This window comes from Chelatococcus asaccharovorans, from assembly GCF_003201475.1.
GTDB lineage: Bacteria > Pseudomonadota > Alphaproteobacteria > Rhizobiales > Beijerinckiaceae > Chelatococcus > Chelatococcus asaccharovorans.
This window is the reverse complement of record NZ_QJJK01000009.1, coordinates 149,099-169,389: the sequence shown is the minus strand read 5'-3', so window position 1 is coordinate 169,389 and position 20,291 is coordinate 149,099. Positions and strand designations below refer to the sequence as shown.

18 protein-coding genes are annotated in these 20,291 nt (G+C 64.6%); 7 read left to right on the top strand and 11 right to left on the bottom strand.

Annotated features, from left to right (window positions below; translation table 11 throughout):
• Positions 1–42 precede the first annotated feature (42 nt).
• Both greA and C7450_RS21590 read left to right on the top strand, forming a co-directional pair.
• Complete coding sequence (gene greA, locus C7450_RS21595; RefSeq protein WP_110376523.1) at positions 43–516, top strand: transcription elongation factor GreA; 474 nt, start codon at positions 43–45, stop codon at positions 514–516.
• Positions 517–654: 138 nt separating this feature from the next.
• Positions 655–1,191, top strand: a complete 537-nt coding sequence (locus C7450_RS21590; protein ID WP_110376522.1) for a hypothetical protein — start codon at positions 655–657, stop codon at positions 1,189–1,191.
• A 4-nt stretch (positions 1,192–1,195) separates the two neighbouring features.
• Here the strand turns inward: C7450_RS21590 and C7450_RS21585 are convergent, their stop codons facing one another.
• Positions 1,196–1,675: an Lrp/AsnC family transcriptional regulator gene (locus C7450_RS21585; RefSeq protein ID WP_110376521.1), complete on the bottom strand. Its 480-nt coding sequence runs from the start codon at positions 1,673–1,675 to the stop codon at positions 1,196–1,198.
• Between the two features lie 112 nt (positions 1,676–1,787).
• Between C7450_RS21585 and C7450_RS21580 the strand changes: the two genes are divergently transcribed.
• From C7450_RS21580 to C7450_RS21570, 3 genes are all read left to right on the top strand, one after another.
• Positions 1,788–2,762, top strand: coding sequence for a mitochondrial fission ELM1 family protein (locus C7450_RS21580; RefSeq protein ID WP_342588532.1), 975 nt, complete (start codon positions 1,788–1,790; stop codon positions 2,760–2,762).
• A 64-nt stretch (positions 2,763–2,826) separates the two neighbouring features.
• A complete protein-coding gene (gene trxB / locus C7450_RS21575) occupies positions 2,827–3,792 on the top strand; it encodes a thioredoxin-disulfide reductase (protein ID WP_110376663.1) in 966 nt (321 codons plus the stop codon).
• Positions 3,793–3,849: 57 nt separating this feature from the next.
• Positions 3,850–4,740: a LysR family transcriptional regulator gene (locus C7450_RS21570; protein WP_110376520.1), complete on the top strand. Its 891-nt coding sequence runs from the start codon at positions 3,850–3,852 to the stop codon at positions 4,738–4,740.
• 787 nt (positions 4,741–5,527) lie between these two features.
• On the opposite strand, the gene msrP is transcribed toward C7450_RS21570, so the two are convergent.
• From msrP to C7450_RS21545, 5 genes are all read right to left on the bottom strand, one after another.
• Positions 5,528–6,463 (bottom strand): protein-methionine-sulfoxide reductase catalytic subunit MsrP, encoded by a 936-nt coding sequence (gene msrP / locus C7450_RS21565; protein WP_110376519.1) that lies wholly within the window; start codon positions 6,461–6,463, stop codon positions 5,528–5,530.
• A 76-nt stretch (positions 6,464–6,539) separates the two neighbouring features.
• Positions 6,540–8,273 carry an AMP-binding protein gene (locus C7450_RS21560; protein WP_110376518.1) on the bottom strand — a complete coding sequence of 578 codons (1,734 nt, stop codon included), beginning with the start codon at positions 8,271–8,273 and terminating at the stop codon, positions 6,540–6,542.
• Between the two features lie 285 nt (positions 8,274–8,558).
• Positions 8,559–10,607, bottom strand: a complete 2,049-nt coding sequence (locus C7450_RS21555) for an elongation factor G (RefSeq protein WP_110376517.1) — start codon at positions 10,605–10,607, stop codon at positions 8,559–8,561.
• 358 nt (positions 10,608–10,965) lie between these two features.
• The gene (locus C7450_RS21550; protein ID WP_110376516.1) at positions 10,966–11,484 is read right to left on the bottom strand and encodes a DUF992 domain-containing protein; all 519 of its coding nucleotides are present in this window, start codon (positions 11,482–11,484) and stop codon (positions 10,966–10,968) included.
• A 153-nt stretch (positions 11,485–11,637) separates the two neighbouring features.
• A complete protein-coding gene (locus C7450_RS21545; RefSeq protein ID WP_110376515.1) occupies positions 11,638–12,840 on the bottom strand; it encodes a pyridoxal phosphate-dependent aminotransferase in 1,203 nt (400 codons plus the stop codon).
• Between the two features lie 236 nt (positions 12,841–13,076).
• On the opposite strand from C7450_RS21545, the gene C7450_RS21540 reads away from it, so the two are divergent.
• Together C7450_RS21540 and C7450_RS21535 are read left to right on the top strand one after the other, a co-directional pair.
• Entirely contained in the window at positions 13,077–13,292 is a 216-nt protein-coding gene (locus C7450_RS21540; protein ID WP_146227436.1) for a hypothetical protein, read from the top strand.
• A gap of 167 nt (positions 13,293–13,459) precedes the next feature.
• Complete coding sequence (locus C7450_RS21535; protein WP_110376513.1) at positions 13,460–14,596, top strand: PQQ-dependent sugar dehydrogenase; 1,137 nt, start codon at positions 13,460–13,462, stop codon at positions 14,594–14,596.
• On the opposite strand, the gene C7450_RS21530 is transcribed toward C7450_RS21535, so the two are convergent.
• The 5 genes from C7450_RS21530 to C7450_RS21510 all read right to left on the bottom strand — a co-directional run bounded on the left by C7450_RS21530 (position 14,577) and on the right by C7450_RS21510 (position 20,279).
• A complete protein-coding gene (locus C7450_RS21530; RefSeq protein WP_110376512.1) occupies positions 14,577–14,948 on the bottom strand; it encodes a DMT family protein in 372 nt (123 codons plus the stop codon). The two genes, C7450_RS21535 and C7450_RS21530, sit on opposite strands and share 20 nt — an antisense overlap.
• Before the next feature lie 101 nt (positions 14,949–15,049).
• On the bottom strand, positions 15,050–16,060 hold the full coding sequence (locus tag C7450_RS21525; RefSeq protein WP_110376511.1) for a hypothetical protein: 1,011 nt from the start codon (positions 16,058–16,060) through the stop codon (positions 15,050–15,052).
• Between the two features lie 444 nt (positions 16,061–16,504).
• The gene (locus tag C7450_RS21520; protein WP_110376510.1) at positions 16,505–17,746 is read right to left on the bottom strand and encodes a DUF1501 domain-containing protein; all 1,242 of its coding nucleotides are present in this window, start codon (positions 17,744–17,746) and stop codon (positions 16,505–16,507) included.
• A 54-nt stretch (positions 17,747–17,800) separates the two neighbouring features.
• Entirely contained in the window at positions 17,801–19,282 is a 1,482-nt protein-coding gene (locus tag C7450_RS21515; RefSeq protein ID WP_110376509.1) for a DUF1800 domain-containing protein, read from the bottom strand.
• Positions 19,283–19,586: 304 nt separating this feature from the next.
• Positions 19,587–20,279: a class I SAM-dependent methyltransferase gene (locus C7450_RS21510; RefSeq protein WP_170147357.1), complete on the bottom strand. Its 693-nt coding sequence runs from the start codon at positions 20,277–20,279 to the stop codon at positions 19,587–19,589.
• Positions 20,280–20,291: the final 12 nt, after the last annotated feature.

Sequence of the window (20,291 nt, the reverse complement as noted above, 5' to 3'; positions counted from 1 at the left end):
GGAGAACGGCCGGGGCGACGTTGTATTGCGAGAGAAGGACGAATGGAGAAGATCCCGATGACAGCGGCGGGCTACGCTGCACTTGAGGCGGAACTCAAGCAGCGCCAGCAGCAGGAGCGTCCGCGCATCATCCAGGCCATTGCGGAAGCGCGTGCGTTGGGCGACCTGTCTGAGAATGCCGAGTACCACGCCGCCAAGGAAGCCCAGGGGCTCAACGAAGGGCGCGTGCAGGAGCTTGAGGGCCTAATTTCCCGGGCCGACATCATCGACGTCTCCAAACTCGACGGCCAGAGCGTCAAGTTCGGCGCGACGGTGACCCTCGTCGACGAGGACACCGAGGAAGAGCGGGTCTACCAGATCGTCGGCGAGCCCGAAGCGGACGTGCGCCGCGGCAAGATGTCGATCACCTCCCCCGTTGCCCGTGCGCTCATCGGAAAAACCGTTGGAGACACGGTCGAGGTCAATACCCCCGGCGGTGGCAAGTCCTACGAGATCGTCAAGGTCGCGTTCATTTAGTTTCCCAAGCGCGTTCATTTAGTTTCCCAAGCGCGTTCATTTAGTTTCCCAAGTCGGTATGGCTACGCGTAACACCGTGCAGCTGCGGAAACTTTACGGGTCAGGTTCGCGTTGAACGAGCGAGCAGGAGGGGTTGTCATGCGTAGCGTATCGCGTCGAACCGTCACCGCCGGTGTGGCGGCCGCCCTCGCCCTTGCTTTCGCTGGCTGCGTGTCGAAAGGCGACATAAGCCTGCCGCCCGATGTGGCCGCGACAATCCGGTACGCGACCATCACCGTGGACGTGTCCGCCTTGCAGGCCAAAGGGCTATCGGATTGGGCGTCGCTCATTCAGCAGGCGACGACCGCCCAGCTCACGAAGGCGTTCGCGGATCAACGCACGACGGCTAAGAACGGCGCGACCCTTCAGGTCGTCATCACGGGCGTGACGCTGACGAGCTTCGTCGGCGGTGATGGCGGCGATCTCCCGATGGATGGCGGCAGCTCCAACGATTATCTCGAGGGCGACGCGTTCGTCATCTCCTCCACGGGCGAGATACTGGCCAAGAAGCACATCCTGCTGGCTTTGCCGGCCGAAGAGGCCGGCGCCTGGTATCTGCCGAACATCGATCAGATGCGGCTGGTGAACCTTTCGAAGAATTTCGCGCGCTGGGTTCAGCACTACTTCCACAGCTGACCGCTCAGGCGCTTTCCCGGTCCGGGAAAGGCATGATTGGCGCGTCCTTGACCTGGTCGAGGGTCACGGCGGTGCGGACATTGCGGACATTGGGCAGTCCTGTCAGCTCCAGCACGAAGGACTGGAAGGATTTCAGGTCCGGCGCCACGCATTTCAGGAGATAGTCGATATCACCGGACAGGGTCCAGCATTCGCGCACAAGGGGCCAGGCCCGGATGCGGGCCTCGAACTGCGCGAGATCAGTCTCTGCCTGGCTCGCCAGATGGACCATGGCAAAGCACGTGACCTCGTAGCCGAGCTGCCTTTCATCGAGGATGGCGCGATAGCCCTTGATGAGCCCCGCCTCCTCCAGCGCGCGCACCCGCCTGAGACAAGGGGGCGCCGACAGACCTGCACGCTTGGCGAGCTCGACGTTCGTTATGCGCCCTTCGGACTGCAACTCCGCCAGAATTTTCCAGTCCGTATCGTCCAAAGTGAAACGCAAGGGGGAACCATCCCTTCCCGCAGGTGCGAAGGCTGTGTAGACCCGTGAGCAGACTGACACAAGCGCGACGGTCCGGCGATAGCCACCTTGCGCACCGCGACCGGAGTCTGTTGTGATTCTGCCGGCTGATACAACGTCATGGGTTGTGACGGATGGCAAGATCGGCGATGAGGGACAATGCCTTGCGATAGCCGAGGCGTTGGGCCTCACCCCGTCCGTTCGCCGCGTCGCGCCCCGTCCGCCCTTCGCATGGGCGATGCCCTATGGACCGATCGATCCGCGCGAGGCGCCGTCTGAGCCAGACAGCCCGATCGCCCCGCCCTTCCCGGATATCCTGATCGCCTCCGGCCGGCGCGCCATCGCCTATGTCCGTCATGTCAAACGGGCGTCCCAAGGCCGCACCTTCACGGTCATCCTGAAAGACCCGCGCACGGGCGCCGGCGCCGCCGACCTCGTCTGGGTGCCGGCCCATGACCGCCTGCGCGGGCCGAATGTCATCGCCACATTGACGAGCCCGCATCGCATCACGCCCGAGCGGCTCGCCGCCGCGCGCGCAGCACCGCCGTCCTGTCTCGCAGGGCTGCCAGGCCCGCGCGCTGCCGTGCTCGTCGGCGGGAACAGCCGGCACCATCGTTTCACGGCGGCCGACATCGCCCGCTTCACGAGCCTTCTCGGCGAACTCGCGGCCTCGGGCGTGTCGCTGATGGTGACCCTATCCCGGCGAACGCCCCAGGCCCTCGCCGACGCGGTCAAGGAGATCGTGACCCGTAACGCCTGTTATATCTGGGATGGCCAGGGGGAAAATCCCTATATAGCCCTGCTGGCGCTCGCCGATTCGGTCGTCGCAACAGCCGATTCGGCCAATATGGTCGCCGAGGCGGCCGCCACTGGTGTGCCCATTCTCGTTTTCGAGCCTTCAGGCGGACATCGAAAGATCAAAGCGTTGCTGGAAGGCCTCACGTCGGCAGGAGCTGTGCGTCCTTTTGCCGGAAGGCTTGAAGTAGGAGCATACCTGCCATTAAATTCAACCGTGACTATCGCGGATGCGATCGTTACCGCCTACAGGCGGCATCGGTCACATTTGTAACCCTTCTCGCGGCCTCGAGGTCGCGCCCGCAGACAGCGCTTATGGCTGCTGCGTTCTGGACCTGATCATGAGCCACACGCACAGTAAAGTTTTGATCGTCGGCTCCGGGCCGGCAGGCTATACGGCTGCGATCTATGCAGCACGAGCAATGCTTGAGCCGGTACTGGTCACGGGACTGCAGCAGGGCGGACAGCTCACGATCACCACCGATGTCGAGAACTATCCCGGCTTTGCCGACGTGATCCAGGGACCCTGGCTCGTCGAGCAGATGCGCCTGCAGGCCGAGCACGTCGGCACAAGGCTGATCAACGACCATATCGCGTCGATAGACCTGAGCCATCGTCCCTTTCAGGTCAAAGGCGACGGCGGCGACACCTATTCGGCCGAGGCGCTCATCATCGCGACCGGTGCGCAGGCGCGCTGGCTCGGCCTGCCCTCCGAGCAGAAATTCCAGGGCTTCGGCGTGTCGGCCTGCGCCACCTGTGACGGATTCTTCTTCCGCAACAAGTCGGTCATCGTTGTCGGCGGCGGCAATACGGCCGTCGAGGAAGCGCTCTACCTCGCCCAGATCGCCGCGAAGGTCACCCTCGTCCATCGCCGCGACAGCCTGCGCGCCGAGCGCATTCTGCAGCAGCGGCTTTTCGAGAACCCGCGCATCTCCGTGGTCTGGAACAGCGAGCTGCACGACATTCGCGGCAATGAAGCGCCTCTCAACGTAACCGGCGTCAACCTGCGCAATGTGGTGACCGGGGAAATCAGCGAACTGCCGGCAGACGGCGTCTTCATTGCCATCGGCCACAAGCCCGCGAGCGAACTGGTGGTTGGACAGCTCGAGCTGACGCCATCGGGCTATATCCGCACCGTGCCTGGCTCAACCGCGACCTCCGTTCCGGGCGTCTTCGCCGCCGGCGACGTCACGGACGAGGTCTTCCGGCAGGCTGTCACGGCGGCGGGTCTCGGCTGCATGGCGGCGCTCGAGGCCGAGCGCTGGCTTGTCACGCGCGACGCCGGTCTCCGGGCCGCTGAATGACCGTGGCCATCGGCAACGCATTGATGATGATAACGAAGAAACGCCCGGGGGGCGGCCGTGGATTGGGACAAAGTTCGTATCTTCTATACAGTTGCCGAGGCGGGGAGTTTCACCCGGGCCGGCGATGATCTCGGCCTCAGCCAGTCTGCCGTAAGCCGGCAGGTCAGCGCTCTTGAGCGCGAGCTGAAAGCGCCCCTGTTTCATCGTCATGCCCGCGGCCTTATCCTGACCGAGCAAGGCGAGCTTTTGTTCCGCGCCGCGCGCGACATGACCATGCGGCTCGATTCGACGCGGGCCCGCCTCGCCGAATCCCGGGAGCGTCCATCGGGCAATTTGCGCGTCACCACGACGCTCGGATTGGGCTCGCATTGGCTCACGCCGCGCCTCGGCGAGTTCCTGGATCTTTATCCCGATGTGCGTGTCGAGCTCATCCTCACCGACGAGGAACTTGACCTGTCCATGCGCGAGGCCGACGTCGCGATCCGGCTGCGCCAGCCGGTTCAGGGCGACCTGATCCAACGCCGGCTGTTCACCGTGCATTTCCACGTCTACGCATCAACCGAATATCTCAAGCGCTTTGGCCAGCCCGACAAGCTCGCCGATCTCGACAGCCATCGCATTCTGACGTTCGGCGGCCCGATCCCGCATTATCTCCTCGCCGCCCACTGGCTGGCAACGGCCGGCCGCGACGTCAAGGACCCGCGGGCCCACCATCTCGTGGTCAACAATATCACCGCGCTGAAGAAGGCGACGGAAAAGGGCGCCGGGATCGCCGTGCTGCCCGACTATCTCGTCGAGCCGGGGCTTGGCCTCGTGCAGATCCTGACGGACGTCGAGATGCCGTCGCTCGACAGCTATCTCGTCTTCCCCGAGGAAATGAAGAACGTGGCGCGCGTGCAGGTCTTCCGCGACTTCCTGATCAGCAAGGCCCAGCGCTGGACCTACTGACGGCGACAGGCTCATCCGCACTGCAGAGACGGGGGCGCATCGCCCTCTTTTTTCAGCGAACAGCGTCCGATCGATAACGGCCCGCACGAGAGGCTGGAGGCCGCCTGGGCCTGCCCAGAAAATCGGCAGGTTGCAGTGCAAAGGCCACTGAGGACATGGCGACGGAGGAAGCCCGGCAATTCATGCAGGGTTTGAATGGAGCTCGGCGCCATTTGCGAATCACTGCCGGCTGATTCTCCACGCGCTAAGGCAGGCAAACTGGCAGGCAAACACGATCAAGATAGGGCATTTGAATGTTTGCAGCCCAATTTCGTGGGGCTTTTAGCGTTAAATGACGCCGATGCGACGCCTTGATCAAATTTCTCAAACAAGGTTAACGCGTCGTTACCGCGGTAAAGCGCCGGTCCTATAGGCGTCTTAATAATCTCATTTTCCTATATTTTTCGTCGCGCCACTGCTGTGAAACCCGCATCGCTCTTACGGTTAGCCGCGGCTGTCGACTAAATATGCGGCAACTGCATAGCAGTCATGTCGCATGTTGCATTGCAAAAAGGCAGAAAATCGAGCATATTGATCATGGCTGAAGACGTTGGGCTCCGCACCACCTCCCGGCGTAGAGCTTGTTTTCGGCCGTTCCCCTCTGGAAGTGTTCTGACTTCGGTCAGACATTAACTCGGGCCGGATTTCCCTAGTGGAAATCCGGCTCCTTTTCTTTGGGGGATCGGCATTGGCCACCAGCGCCTGTCACGGAGTTGGATTGACCTTCAGGTTACCCACTCCAGCTTCTTCACATGAAGAGGCGCTCGCCTTCCAGGCCCTTGTACATATCAGCCACGAACTCGCCGTAGCCGTTGTAGATCACGGTCGGCCGGTATTCCCCTGTTCCCAGCACCTCCTCGCGCGCCTGGCTCCATCGGGGATGGGCGACAGCCGGATTCACATTGGCCCAGAAGCCGTATTCCGAGGCCTGCAGGCTCTCCCAGTAGCTGACCGGACGCTTCTCGGAAAAGGAAATCGCAACGATCGACTTGATCGATTTGAACCCGTATTTCCAGGGGGTTGCCAGCCTCAGCGGTGCACCCATCACCTTCGGGAGCGGCTTCCCGTAGGCGCCCGTGACCATGAAGGCGAGATCGTTGGTGGCCTCGGCGATGGTGAGACCTTCGGTGTAGGGCCAGGGGTACCAGGTCTGTTTCTGCGCGGGCGCGACCTTCGGGTTGAGAAAGGTCTTCATCACCACGTATTTGGCCGAACCAAGCGGCCGCGCCATGTCGACAAGCGCGCGCATCGGAAAGCCCGTCCACGGCACGGCCATCGACCAGGCCTCCACGCAGCGATGCCGATAGAGCCGCTCCTCAAGGCTGACACGCCGCAAGAGGTCTTCGAAGGCGATCTCGAACGGCTTCTCCACAAGGCCGTCGATCTTCACGGTCCAGGGCGAGGTCGGCAGCGCCTCCGCGGCGGATGCCACGCGCTTGGAAAAGCCGAACTCGTAGAAATTGTTGTAGTTCGTGTTGTCGCTTTCGGGCGTAACCGGCTGGGTGAGCTTGTAGAGATCGTTGCGGGCGGCCGGATAAGGGCTGTCGGCGGCGAGCGCGGGCCCGCCCCCTGCAAGCACCAGGGCCCCGCTACCGGCCATGAACGCCCGGCGATTGAGGAATATCGCCTCGTCCGCGGCTTCTCTTTCAGGGATTTCCCAGCCACGTTTTGCTCTCACGAACATACACGGCCCCATTGTTGGAAACGTTGATCTGATCCGCCAGAGAAAGCGCCTGTCACAGGCGAAGCGCAAATCACGTTCAGGTGCTTCCGGCCGGCGGATGCCCGTTGAGCACCGCCTCGCGAAGGACGCGGCGCAACACCTTGCCCACATTCGATTTCGGCAGGCTGTCGCAGAAGGTGATGCGCCGGGGCATCTTGTAGGGCGTGAGCGACTGGCGGGCAAAGGTCCGGATGTCGTCCTCCGTCAGGCTCGGATCGCGCGGGACGATATAGGCAGCGACCATCTCGCCCGATTGCGCATCCGGAAGCCCGATTACGGCAGCCTCCAGGACTTTCGGATGGCGCACCAGCACATCCTCCACCTCGGTCGGATAGACGTTGAAGCCCGAGACGATCACCATGTCCTTGATGCGGTCGACAATGCGCAACGCGCCATCAGCTTCCATCACGGCAAGATCACCGGTGCGGAAGAAGCCATCGGCCGTCATCACCGCGGCCGTGGCATCGGGATGGCGCCAGTAGCCGGCCATGACCTGGGGTCCGCGCACGCAGAGTTCACCAACACTGCCGATCGGCAGATTGTCCTGTCCGCCGGAGGCGCGAATGACCACGACGGTCGACGGCAGGGGATAACCGATCGTGCCCGTGAACGCCTCGATATCGAGACGATTGACGGACACCACCGGCGAAGTCTCCGACAGGCCATAGCCCTCGATGATGGGCTGGCCCGTCAGCGCTTTCCAGCGCTCCGCCACCGCCGCCTGGGTCGCCATGCCCCCCGAGACACAGAAGGCAAGCCGCGAGAAGTCGATCGCCTTCGCGCCGGGATGGTTCAGTATGGCATTGAACAGGGTGTTGACCCCGCACAGCATGGTGAAGCGTTCCGTCCGGAGGGTCTTCACCAGCCCCGCGATATCGCGGGGATTGGCGATCAGCAGCGAGCAGGCACCGCAGACGAAGCGGCTGATGCAACAGGCCGTCAGCGAGAAGATGTGATAGAGCGGCAAAGCCGTGACCATCACCTGGCCTTCCATGTCGTCCGGCACCCAGGCGCCAACCCAGGCGCGGATCTGCGCGACATTGGCGACGATGTTGCGATGCGTGAGCATCGCACCCTTCGGAATTCCCGTGGTCCCACCCGTATATTGCAGGAAGGCGACATCCTCGCCGGCAATGCTGACCGGCGCCGGCCGTCCGGTAGGGCCGGCCATGATGGCGCTGAAGCGGTGATGCCCCGGCAATGCGAAAGGCGGCACTGCCCGCTTCACATGCCGCGATACGGCATTGACCAGATGCCCCTGCCACCCCATGAGATCCCCCGGCGCGACGACGACGATCGCATCGAGGCCGAGATCCTGTCGCGCCGTGGCGACTGTGCCGGCGAAATTTTCCAGGACGAACAGCGCGCGGGCACCCGCGTCCTGGAGTTGGTGCGTCAATTCGGTGGCGGTGTAGAGCGGATTGACGTTGACCACCGTGTAGCCGCCGCGGATGGCACCGATCATCACCGCGGGAAAGGCCAGCACATTCGGCATCATGATGGCGATCCGATCGCCCTTCACGAAACCCTGCGCCTGCAGCCACGCGGTGACCTTATCAGCCGCCTGGCCGAGCGCCCGATAGCTCAGGGTGGCACCGAAGCTCTTGAAGGCCGGGCGATGGTCGAACCGGGCGATCGCCGTGCTGAACAGGTCCGCCAGCGTGCCCTGCGGCTCGATCGCATGGGGGACGGAGGCTGGATAGGCGGAGAACCAGGGAGCCGAATCATCCGCGGCGAGATGCGTCTCGCCTGCCCTCTCCTCGCGCGCCATCCCTTGCCTTTCCGCTCTTAATCGTGCGTGCCGCCGTCGGGCGCCCACCGACAGACTAGAGCATGGCACTGACAAGTGTGAAACGGTTTCCGACAAATTCGGTGTTTGAACAAGGAGATAAAGCAGCGGGCGTGGCTGGCGGCATCAGAACGTCCGCTGGTCTTCTCAATGGGCCATGACCCTTCCCCCAGCGCCCTCCCCCAAGGCCCAGCGAAGAGCGCCATCGCCGCGCCGGGCCGCGTGGCGCCGTCGGCTTGGGTCGTTATCCAGACTTGCGCCCCGCCATCAACCGTGGGCAGCCTGCTGCGCGACGAGATCCGCCGCCTTGCCGGTCAGCTCCGCGAAATGATCGAAGCTTGCCGAGAATGTGCCGACCCCCTGGGTCGCCGAGCGCAACTCGACGATCATGTCGCCGATCTCGGCTTCCGGAATATGGGCCTTCACCGTGTCCCAGCCCTCCCAGCCCGGCCGCCTGTCATAACCGAGGATCTGCCCACGCCGCGCCGAGATCAGGCCAGTGATCTTCACCATGACCTCGGAGGGCACCGCGAGTTCCACGCCGAGCACGGGCTCCAGCAGGACCGGACTGGCCTTCGGCAGGGCGTCGGCGAGCGCGAGCCGCGCCGCGGCGCGGAAGGCCATGTCCGAGGAATCGACCGTATGATAGGAGCCGTCCTTGAGCGTCACCTCGACGTCGACGACAGGGAAGCCGAGCGGCCCCTTGCCCGTCGCCTCGCGTACACCGGCTTCCACCGAGGATATATATTGCCGCGGGATGACCCCGCCACTGATCATATCCGTGAAGATCATGCCTTCGCCGCGCGTGAGCGGCGCGATATCGATGACGACGTCGCCGTACTGGCCGTGGCCACCTGACTGCTTCTTGTGCCGGCCGCGCGCGGAGGCCATCGTGCGGATGGTTTCGCGGTAAGCCACTTGCGGCCTGCGCACGGCAACCTGCACGCCGTAGCGATTGGCCAGGCGTTCCAGCGCCACGCGCAGGTGCATCTCGCCCTGCCCTGCCAGCCGCAGTTCTCCAAGCTCCGGCTGGTGCTCGACGACAAGCGACGGATCGGCCTCGACCAGCTTGGCGAGCGCGGCCGTCAGGCGCACGTCATCCTTGCGGTCTGTCGTCACCAAAGCACAGGCATAGACGGGCTGCGCCGCCGTGAGCCTCACCAGCGGCTCGGGCGCCGTCCGCCCCGCGGCGAGTGTTTCGCCCGTCGCGATACCTTCGAGCCGTGCCAGGGCGACCGTGTCGCCGAGGCCTGCCGTCTGCTGCCGCGTGGTCGCCGCACCGTTCTGCCGCAGGATACCGGCGATGCGCGCCTCGCTGCCGCCGGACCCCGTCACGCTATCGCCCTCGGCCAGGCTGCCGCGCAGTATCCTGACCAGTGAAAGCTTGCCCCCTTGCGGCAGATGCGTCGTCTTCATCACCTGGGCCAGCGCCGGTCCCTCCGGCGCGACACCGAGGCGTCGCGCCGTATCCGCAACACCCGGCACCTCGTGGCGCAGCGCCTTGAGCAGGCGCGTGACGCCGTTGCCGCGTTCGCCCGCGCCGATGAGCACCGGCACGACATGCTGCTCCCGCAACTCGCGCGTGAGATCGTCGAAGACGCGGTCACGCGGCGGCTCGATCTCCTCGAGCAAGGCTTCCATCAGCGTGTCGTCGTAGTCCGCGAGCTTCTCCAGCATGGAGAAGCGCGCCTCCTTCTCGGCGGGAAGCTCCGCCTCCGGCAGATCGACCACCTCGCTTGCGGCATGTTCGCGGTAGATGAAGGCCCGCTCGAGCGCGAGGTCGATGAATCCGACCGCAATGCCGTCGTTCCAGATCGGAATCTGCCGCATGAGGAGCGGGGTGCGCGATGCGGCCTGCAGGAGACTGAGGGCGTCCCTCACCTCCAGCGACGAGGCATCGACCTTGTTGAGAAAGATGAGGCGGGGAATGCCTGCATCTTCAAGCTCGCGCAGGACGACCTCAAGGGCATGCAGCTTGCGGACATCCGCCTCGCAAACGACGATCGCAGCGTCACAGGCCGGCAGCACTGCACCCATGTCATGGCGGAATTCAAAAGAGCCGGGGCAATCGATGAACGTATAGCTCTCGCCGAGATATTCGAGCGAAGCGACATTCGCTTCCACGCTCATCAGATGGGCGCGGGCCTCCGGACTGGCATCGCCGACCGTGTTGCCGTCGGCAACGCGGCCCTGGCGATCGAGCGCGCCGGCGCGTGCCAGAAGCGCTTCCAACAACGTTGTCTTACCGCTCTGCTGGGGCCCCACGATGGCAATGCATCGTGGCCCAGCAGATACTCTCCCGCCTTGATCTCCCATGGCATTCTCCTCTCCAGCCCAGTCTCTGCCGGGAGCCCGTTGCCCCGACAGTCGTGCCTGGTCCCAGCGCGGCCCGCGTCTCGCCGAACGCGCGTGGGTGTGAGAATGGTGGTCCAAGGTGCGGAAAAGCGCCCAAGCGGATCGCCATTCTCGCGGGCTCTTTCCGGCCCAGAATGGCAATGGTCTCGCTAAAGGGCGTGAGAATCAAGCGCTGCGTTGGCGCGACGCTGTGAGCGGGCAGCGGACAAGGGCTCCGGCCCGCACAGCCGGGCCGGGCGACGATCCGGGCATTCTCGCCGTTGACTCGCGGCGAGAATGCGCGGCCACTCCGATGGCTGGTAAAATCGACTTCAGCCTGTCAGCGGACGCTATGGAGCTGAAGATCGGCAACCCCGAGGGCAAGATTGAAGCCTTGCTGGCCCTGGATGGACAGCGGCTGCAGGCTGATGGAGCGGCGCGATCCGCCGACGAGCACATTGGCCCCCACGCCGCCGCCAACCGTTGCCTCGCCCGAGACGCCGGCGTAGGTGCCGGCGAGCATGCCGCGCGCCGTGCGGCCACCGGTGGAGAACACGTCCCAGATCAGGGTGCCTTCCGTGGTGGCGCCGATGTCGAGACCGAATTTGCGGATCGTGCCCGCATAGTAATCACGCTTGCCGGCATTGCCACGGAACACGCAATTTAGGGCTTTGGACGATGTGATGATGAAACCCGGGCCGCCGGATACGGAACAGGTCAGCCGGCCAACACGCGTGTTGCTGGTGCTCTGAGCCTCCGCCGAGGCCACAAGCAGGGGCGCGGACGCCAGAAGAGCGCCAACGGACGCAATACCGAGGGCACGCGCAAAGGTCTTTCGTGTGACGCTACCGAATGTCATGGGGCTCTCCTGCCAAGGTTCTACTGCCGAGGTTCTACCGCGAGGGGCCCTTCCGCGAAGGGCTCCTCTGCAAGGCGCAACAGATGTGCGTCTTCAAACGCTTCCCCAACCATGGGAAGCAGCCGGCAGTTCCCACCGCCGGCTGTGAAACTATCAGCGCAGTTCCGCGCAGAAGCGCTGGATTCGCGCGCAGGCATCCTCGAGCTTGTCGATCGAGGTGGCGTAGCTGATGCGCAGGTTCGGGCCGAGGCCGAACGAGGAGCCGTGCACCGCAGCGACGCCTTCGGTCGCCAAAAGTTCCATGACGAAATCTTCGTCGGTCTCGATCACCTTGCCCGATGGCGCGGTCTTGCCCATCAGCGGAGCGCAGGATGGATAGACATAAAAGGCCCCTTCGGGCATCGGGCAGTTTAGTCCGCGCGCCTGGTTGAGCATGGATACGACAAGCGCCCGGCGCTCCTCGAAGGCTTTGCGGAACACACCGAGATGATCCTGCGGGCCGTCCAGCGCCTCGACAGCGGCCCACTGGGCAATCGAGCAGGCCCCCGAGGTCTGCTGGCCCTGGACCATGTCCATGGCGCGGATGAGATGCTCGGGCCCGGCCGCATAGCCGATACGCCAGCCGGTCATGGCATAGGCCTTCGACACGCCGTTCATGGTGAGCGTGCGCTCGTAGAGCGACGGTTCCACCTGCGCCGGCGTCACGAATTTGAAGTCGCCATAGACGAGGTGCTCGTACATGTCGTCGGTCAGGACCCAGACATGCGGATGACGGACGAGCACATCGGTGATCGCTTTCATTTCCTCATGGCTATAGGCGGCGCCCGACGGGTTGGACGGCGAATTCAAAAGAACCCACTTGGTCTTTGGCGTCAGCACACGCTCAAGGTCTGCAGCCTGCAGTTTGAAGTTGTTCTCGATCGTCGTAAGCACCGGTACGGGTGTGCCGCCGCACAGCAGTACGATTTCCGGGTAGCTCACCCAGTAAGGCGCCGGAATGACGACCTCGTCGCCCGGATTCAATGTCGAGAGGAAGGCGTTATAGATGACATGCTTGCCGCCGGTGCCGACAATAACCTGCGAAGGCTTGTAGTCGAGTTCGTTCTCGCGCTTGAACTTGCGCGTGATGGCCTCACGCAGCGGCAGAATACCCGGGACGGGCGTGTACTTCGTCTCGCCGCGGCGGATAGCGGCGATCGCCGCTTCCTTGATATTGTCGGGTGTATCGAAGTCAGGCTCGCCGACGGACAAAGAAATCACGTCGCGGCCGGTGGCTTTCAGGTCGCGGGCTTTCTGCGTCAGCATGATGGTAGCGGACGGCTTGATGCGCGACAGAGCATCGGCAAGAAAGGCCATGGACCTGCACTCCTTCAAAGATCCGTGAAAAGGCGCCGGACACTAGTCCGCCGCTGGCCGCCGCGCAAGCTGTTGCAAGCAGGACGGAGACGATTCAGGGAACTTTCCATTAACCCCACCGTTCACTTTGACAAGCAAGGCCGAACAGCATCTGCCATTGTGTGCCATCGCACGGCCGATGGTTGCGGATGGATCTAATGTCCGGTCAGTTTCACAAGGGCTCAAAGGAGCTCACGATGCGTCTCAGTGATCCTATCCGCATGTCGGATATCCGTAAGGCGAAGAATACGGTTGGTGCCATGTCACGCGTGGAAGTGGCGCGCCAGTTCAAGATGTCCTTGATGCTTGTCGTGGTTTTGACGGTGGCGACGCTTGCCGTGACAGCCATCAATCACATCGCCTCGACAGATACCGTGCGCGCTCCTGAGGGGGCCGTGACGCGCGTATCGTAAGGACGTGAGGGCCGGCAAGCCGGCCTCGTCTGAACTGCAGGCCAACATCTCCACTGCCCCTCGCAAAATGTTGATCCCGGATGCCGGCCGAACCGGGATCCCTAAATAGATCTCTCCCCTTACGCTTGTATGCGAGCGTCTCGACGCCGTGACCGGGAGAAGATCTGATGCGCGTGGTCCTGTCCGCTTTGGCCTTTCTAGGCGCGACAATCCTTTCGAATGCCCCGTCGATCGCACAGTCTTCGCCGGAGCGGCAGCAGTTCGGCCGCCTGACGGTCGAGACCGTGGCGCGGGATCTTGACCATCCCTGGAGCCTGGCCTTCCTGCCGGACGGCCGCATGCTGGTGACCGAACGCGCCGGCCGGCTGCGCCTCATCGGCAATGGTAACGCTACGGCTATATCCGGCGTCCCGGAGGTCAGGGCACGTGGACAGGGCGGCTTGCTCGATGTCGCACTCGACCCCGATTTCGCGACGAATCGCCTGATCTATCTATCCTATGCCGAGCCGCGGGAAGGCGGTCTCGGCGGCACCGCCGTCGCCCGCGGGACGCTGGATGAACGCGCCGCGCGCCTCACCGACGTCCAGGTGATCTTCCGCCAGCAGCCCGGCTATTCCGGCAACAACCACTTCGGCTCGCGCCTTGCCTTCGCGCCGGACGGTACGCTCTTCGTAACCTTGGGCGAACGCTTCGATCTCCGGGACAAGGCGCAGGATCTCGACAACCATCTCGGCAAGGTGGTGCGGATCAACCGCGACGGTAGCATTCCCGCCGACAATCCTTTCGTCGGCCGCAGCGGCGCCAAGCCGGACATCTGGACCTACGGCCACCGCAACCCGCAGTCCGCCGCCATCAATCCCCGCACCAACGTCCTGTGGACCATCGAGCACGGCGCCCGCGGCGGGGACGAGATCAACATCTCCAGGAAAGGCGCAAATTACGGCTGGCCGGTCATCGGCTATGGCACCCACTATTCCGGCGCGAAAATCGGCGCGGGCACGACGCAGAAGGGCATGGAACAGCCCGTCTTCTACTGGGATCCGTCGATCGCGCCCTCCGGAATGGTCTTCTATACCGGCAATCGCTATCCCGGCTGGCAGAACAGCCTGTTCACCGGGGCGCTCGCCGGCCAGATGCTGGTCAGGCTGCAGCTTCAGGGCGACCGCGTGATCCGCGAAGAACGCCTCCTCACGGACATGGGGGCGCGCATCCGCGATGTCCGCCAGGGGCCGGACGGCCTCCTCTATCTTCTGACCGACGAGAGCAATGGGCGGCTTCTGCGGCTCATCCCGGCGGGCTCTTGAAGATAAACGACGCGCCGAGCGCGATCAGCGCAAAGCCGATGCCATGGTTGAGGGTGAGCGGCTGCTTGAGCACGGTGACCGAGAACCCCGCGAAGACGATCAGCGTAATGACCTCCTGAATCGTCTTGAGCTGGGCGGCCGAATAGACAGCGGAACCGAAGCGGTTGGCCGGCACGGCCAGGCAATATTCAAAGAAGGCTATGCCCCAGCTGACAAGCACAACCACCCACAGGGGGGCCGATTTGTAATTGAGATGACCGTACCAGGCGACGGTCATGAACACATTGGAGAAGATGAGGAGAACGATCGGCACGAGGGCAGCCATGGAGGGCTGGGCTAGCAACTGGGGCATTGAACGCTCGGAAAAATTGAAGCGAGGCCCCCACAATAGAGCTTTGCCGGTCCTTGACCATCGCATGCCGGTTCATAGCGGCGTTGCATCGAGAAGGTTGACTACTGCAGCCCACGGAACGTCAGGCGCAGCATCGCCGAGGCGTCGAGATGGCCGGTTGCATTCGCCGCCACCGGAATGGAATAGCCGACGCGTGTATCGACCTTCGCGCTCACCCAGTCCTTGTCAGAGCCAAAAACGCGGGCCACGGCGGCCACGCCGGGTTTCACCGTCGCCCCCCAACGGTCGCTGGCAGCGGGCTGATAGGATGATGACACCACCACCTGGGGCGTCAGCATCCAATCGCCATCACTCGACCCGCGACGATAGCCCAGACGCAGGTCCATATCCTGGTTCCGTCCCCCCTGCGCGTCGATACGGCCCGCGGCCGTGCCGCCCCAGACGAAGCCGCGCGCGGTCTCGGCCGCCTGCCGCTGCAATGTCCACCCCCACCGCGCATCGTCCTGCCGCCATGCGCCGCTATCGCTCGCGACCTCCGTCGAGAAGGTGATATTGCCACCAGCGCCAACCGACACCCCCAGCGCCCGCTCGGACGGCTGTGGAATACCAGGGAGCGCGATTGTGCCGGTAGAGCGGGCCGTCGTGGTCACGCCCCGGGCGATCGGCGCAACGCGCCATTCCGGGCGGAGTGCCCGCTGCCCCGCAGACAACCGATAGGGCGTCAGGCTCGCGAGATTGGGCATTTGGATGCTGGCCAGCTGACTTGCGTCGAAGAAGCCGTTCTCATCCGTTACTGCCGCGCCGCCCGCTTCAGCCAGGTCACCGCCCGCAGAACCATCGGCGCCCGAACCGAGATCGCCTTCCGCGGCGAAGCATTGGGAGGGAAGTTCGAAATCGTCCAGGGTAATGCCCTTGAACGTCGCGAGATCGAGTGAGGACAGACGTTCGGGCGTGCGCCCCTCCGCAGGAGCATCAGGCGTGCGGCCACCCGGCTCATGCGAGACCTGTGCGCCCGGGGATTGCGCGCCGGCATCGCCAGCGGCAAGACTACCCAGCACACCGATGATGGCAACCGCGGCACGCGATCGGCTGAGAACGCGAAATCGTCGCATGGCTGGTCAACCTCTCACATCACTCACGCCGAGGCGCGGGCCCCTTCCTTGCAGCCCACAAGCGTCGACCGTTTCACCCAGCCGCCCATAGCTGCAGAACCGCCAGGCACCGCGCAGGACGAACTCGAATCTATCCAGCATCTAGCAGCGACGCAGACGGGCCAAGGTGCGACCGCGCACCTGCTGCCGGACCGCCACCGCGATCAAGCACTGCCGATGCTGCAGTGCAACACAACGCACCATTCAATGCAAGATCGCGGGCGGACCTTCCACGGCGCAGCGCCCGTATGGTGAATGGATGGTTATGCACGTCCCGGCGCATTCCGGCGATGAATGGCGCGAGGCGATGCTGAGCGCCGGGAAATCGCGCAAGTCCGTCTGCCGCGGACTTGCGCGGATCATGAATAGATGTTCTAAATCAATAGCTTGAGCGAATTTCCGGATTCAGACGATCAAGCCGGACATCGGCCGGACGAGGCCACTGTCGGGAAAGACATCCCGCCCGAGAGCCGCGGCCGAGACGCCGAAGAGGTCCGTGAGCAAACCCTTCGTGACGGCGCGCAAGTCCGTCGTTGCGCTGAGGTCGCGGCCTTCATAAAGGTCGGCGTCCTTCAGGCCGGGCCAGTCGGCGATCACACGTCCCCCCTTGATCGCGCCGCCTGCGAGGAACGACACCGTCCCGGTGCCGTGGTCGGTGCCCTCGGTGCCGTTGATCCGTGCCGTACGGCCGAATTCGGTGACGACCATCACCACGGTGTCGGACCAGCGCGGACCGAGCCCCGTCTCCAGCGCTTGAATGGCGCCGTCGAGCCCGCCGAGCAGTTGCGCCAGCCGGCCGGTCGCGCCACCTTCGCGCGCATGGGTGTCCCAGCCCTCGAAGGCCATGGCCGCAATCCGCGGTCCATCGTCCGCCGCCAGGAGGCGGGCAGCGCCTTCGGCGATCTGGCGCATCCCCTGCGGCGTGTCGGGGCCGCCGCGCCGGCCTGCCATCTTCCCGTTCGGGCCAGCGCTGGCCAAGGCCAGCCGCTCGGTATCGACGCCGCGCATCAGGGCCTGTGCGAGCACCGGATCGGTCTGGCCGTAGAGGTCCATGAGCCGGCGCGCCAGATCGTCGCCGGCAGGCGGCAGGCTCGGCGGCGCCCAGCCGAGCACAGGCGCGGCACCGCGAACGACAAGCGGCGCCACCGCGCCGACGCCGAGGCAGCCGCGGCGGGCGACCGCTTCGCCTTCCGGCAAGGCGGCGACCAACCGGTTGAGCCAGCCGCTGTCCGTGCGCCCGACACCGGCCTGCCCACTCTCCAGTACGTCCTGCCCATCGAAATGCGAGCGGTCGCGGTAGCCCGTCGCGACGGCATGGACGACGGCGGCCTGTCCCTTGCCATAGAGCCGCGCGAAATGCGGCATGGCAGGGTGGAGGGCGAAGAACCCGTCGAGCGGGATCGCGGGATTGGGCCCACCGCGCTCAAGCGCGAGATCGCCGTGCAATCCGACGTAATCCGGATCGCCGATCGGCGCCACGGCGGCCAGGCCATCCATCGCCCCGCGCAGGACGATACAGACGAACCGGACATCGCGGCCGCCGGCGGCATAGGCGAAGCGCGGCATGAACGACCAGCCGAACAGGGCGCCTGCCGTGCCCAGGATGGCGCGACGTGACGGGGTGATGGTTTCGCAGAGTTCGCTCATCGCAGGCCCTTTCGGAAGAAGCGGCGTCAGGGCGCCGTCACGACATCGATGACGTCAGCGCCACTGAAACTCCGGCGCCATGAACAACAGGGCGAGGCCCTGTTCGCGACTGTCGGCCCGGGAAACCGCAACACGGGTTTCCCGGGAGGCGCGCGGCCCGAGCACGTTGGCCAGCACGTCATTCGGGTTCCGCGCGCCCGGTGCCTGCCGGCCGAGCATCGCCGCCGTCTCCAGGCGCGACGTCATGCCCTCGGCGGAAATCCACGCACCGGCGGTATCGGGGAAACCGTTCGGACCGGAGGGATCCCACAGCCCCTGCCCCATGGCGTTGAGGGCCGAGAGGAGCGGATTGACCGCGTTCGGCCTGTCCAGTCCGGAGCGACCTGTCGCGCGCAGGCCCGCGATCAGGAATTCATAAGGCAGGCGCGGCTTCCGCGTATCCTCGCGCCAGGCCTCCGGCGCCTCGAGCAGCGTCAGCGACACCGCCGCGAGATCGCCGTCGGTGTCGATGAAGGCCCGCTCCAGCCGGCCGACCAGCTTCGGGTCCGGAGTGTCGGCCGTGAAATGGCGCGCCAGCTTGCGGGCGATATGATGGGCGGTCGCGGGGTGGCGGGCGAGGTCGAGCAGCGCCATCTGGCCCTGCACCGCCCCACCCGTGCGATAGCTGGTGCCGAGCACGCTGTGGTCGCCCGGCTCATGCTGATAGGCGCTGAAGATGAAGCGTCCCTGCACCCGGTTGGGTGTGTCGTTATAGGCCACCGTCCAGCCCGTGATCGTGCGCGCCAGACTGGTCACGTCCGCCTGGCTATAGCCGGAGCCCACGCCCATCGTGTGGAGCTCCAGGATCTCGCGCGCCAGGTTCTCGTTGAGCCCCCGGCGCTGCTTTTGTCCGGCCTGCGACTGCGGACCGACGGACTGCTGGTTGTCGAGATACATCAGCATGGCGGGGTGGGTCTCGACCGCCAGCAGCATGTCGGAGAAACGGCCCAGCACATAAGGGCGGATGGCCTCGCGCTCGAAGGCGCCCGCCAGCGTCTTCACCTGCCCGCCCTTCGACGTCGCGATCGCGAAATGGTTGGACCAGAAGAGCACCAGCCGCTCGACGAAGCCGATGTCGGGGCCCAGCCCGAAACCCATGCGGGCGGCCGCCTCCGTCAGGAAGGTGGCTTGCGGGATGGTGCTGCCCGGCACCCGCATCGGCCCGACCGGCTTGTTGGGCTCCATGCCGCCCACCCGCAGGCCGGGGGTGCCGGGCTGTGGCGTCGGCGGCTGGCCGGGATCCGGCCGCACCGGCATCCGCGCGACGCGCAGGAAATCCTCCCGCTCACGCCAGGCCCGGAACAGGGCCGCACTCGTCTCAAGCCCCGTATTGCCGCCCTGGGGGACTGCGGTGCCGGCGCTCAGCCCGGTGCGCACCTCCTCACGCAGTCTTTCGCGGATGTCATCGGCAATCCCGCCGATGCCGTCAGCTTTCACGCCAAGCCCGAAACGGTTGACCGCAAAGACAGCCAGCCGCGTGTCCCGTTCGCTTGCCATGCGCCCTTCTCCCGTGCCGCAAGAGGGTACGTCACGGACAGGACCGCGCCATTCACTGTAACGGCACAGTCTATCCTGTCCGAGAACAGTATTGCTCAGGCACAGTCCAGACGAGACGATGCCTGCGATGCGCACGGGCGGCGTGATTCAAAATGCCTGGACCCGGACCTGCCGCCATGCTCATGACAGGCATGTTGCCGTTACACCCCATTACCCGCGGATGTCGGAAACATGAACTTTTTGTCATCTCGCGATTGTAATCCAACCGCGAACCGTCAGGCTCTCGCTTGGCAGAACGGGCCGGTCAGATGCGCAAGTCACCACGCCGCACGGCAAAAATGCTTGCGCCGCTGAACCCGTGCCACAACCGCTCCGGGATATTGGCGTCGCGCAGGACGTCGGCCGGAAAATTCCGGGTGGCGTCATAGGTGGTGTCCAAATGGAAGAGCATGCCCAGCGTATCGGCGATGAAGGCCCGGCCGAAATGACGGCGATGGCCGTAGTCGCCGAATCGCTCGGGATTGATCGTCTCGGGCCGGGTCATCTCCTCCCAATAGTCGTCCCCGACGATTGGAACCGAAAACAGCATCACGCCATCGGGCTTCAGCGACCGCGCGAGCTGTGTCAGTACCACCGTGTAGTTGCAGGCGATGTGCTCGAGCACGTGATTGTGGACAATGAGGTCGAAGGTGGCCGGTTTCAGGTGGAAACCGTCGCGGCACAGGTCAAAGGCGCCGACCGGCACCCCCACATCCGCATAGGCCTCCGGTGCGATGTCGACCGCGCGATAGTTCTCGCCGCCTATACCCTGCAAAAGCCTCGCGAGCCCGCGCTCCGGCGCGAAGTGGAGAATATGCGCCCCGTCGGCAAGGCCGAGCGCCTTGATATGCAGGGCGGCCATGCGCGTACGCTCCAGCGAGCCGCAGTCCGCACAGCGCGCCAATGGACGCTTCGGCATGTCGAGGAAGGCCGTGCCGCCGCAAATATTACAATGCATAGAGAATCCCCG

Excerpts from the sequence above, each read along its gene's own strand:
- C7450_RS21515 (WP_110376509.1), bottom strand. The coding sequence starts at position 19,282 with ATGGCAAGCGAACGGGACACGCGGCTGGCTGTCTTTGCGGTCAACCGT.
- C7450_RS21545 (WP_110376515.1), bottom strand. The coding sequence starts at position 12,840 with ATGGCCTTTCTTGCCGATGCTCTGTCGCGCATCAAGCCGTCCGCTACC.
- C7450_RS21520 (WP_110376510.1), bottom strand. The coding sequence starts at position 17,746 with ATGAGCGAACTCTGCGAAACCATCACCCCGTCACGTCGCGCCATCCTG.
- msrP (WP_110376519.1), bottom strand. The coding sequence starts at position 6,463 with ATGTTCGTGAGAGCAAAACGTGGCTGGGAAATCCCTGAAAGAGAAGCC.
- greA (WP_110376523.1), top strand. The coding sequence starts at position 43 with ATGGAGAAGATCCCGATGACAGCGGCGGGCTACGCTGCACTTGAGGCG.
- C7450_RS21540 (WP_146227436.1), top strand. The coding sequence starts at position 13,077 with ATGCGTCTCAGTGATCCTATCCGCATGTCGGATATCCGTAAGGCGAAG.
- C7450_RS21530 (WP_110376512.1), bottom strand. The coding sequence starts at position 14,948 with ATGCCCCAGTTGCTAGCCCAGCCCTCCATGGCTGCCCTCGTGCCGATC.
- C7450_RS21550 (WP_110376516.1), bottom strand. The coding sequence starts at position 11,484 with ATGACATTCGGTAGCGTCACACGAAAGACCTTTGCGCGTGCCCTCGGT.
- C7450_RS21590 (WP_110376522.1), top strand. The coding sequence starts at position 655 with ATGCGTAGCGTATCGCGTCGAACCGTCACCGCCGGTGTGGCGGCCGCC.
- C7450_RS21560 (WP_110376518.1), bottom strand. The coding sequence starts at position 8,273 with ATGGCGCGCGAGGAGAGGGCAGGCGAGACGCATCTCGCCGCGGATGAT.
- C7450_RS21510 (WP_170147357.1), bottom strand. The coding sequence starts at position 20,279 with ATGCATTGTAATATTTGCGGCGGCACGGCCTTCCTCGACATGCCGAAG.
- C7450_RS21535 (WP_110376513.1), top strand. The coding sequence starts at position 13,460 with ATGCGCGTGGTCCTGTCCGCTTTGGCCTTTCTAGGCGCGACAATCCTT.
- C7450_RS21525 (WP_110376511.1), bottom strand. The coding sequence starts at position 16,060 with ATGCGACGATTTCGCGTTCTCAGCCGATCGCGTGCCGCGGTTGCCATC.
- C7450_RS21555 (WP_110376517.1), bottom strand. The coding sequence starts at position 10,607 with ATGGGAGATCAAGGCGGGAGAGTATCTGCTGGGCCACGATGCATTGCC.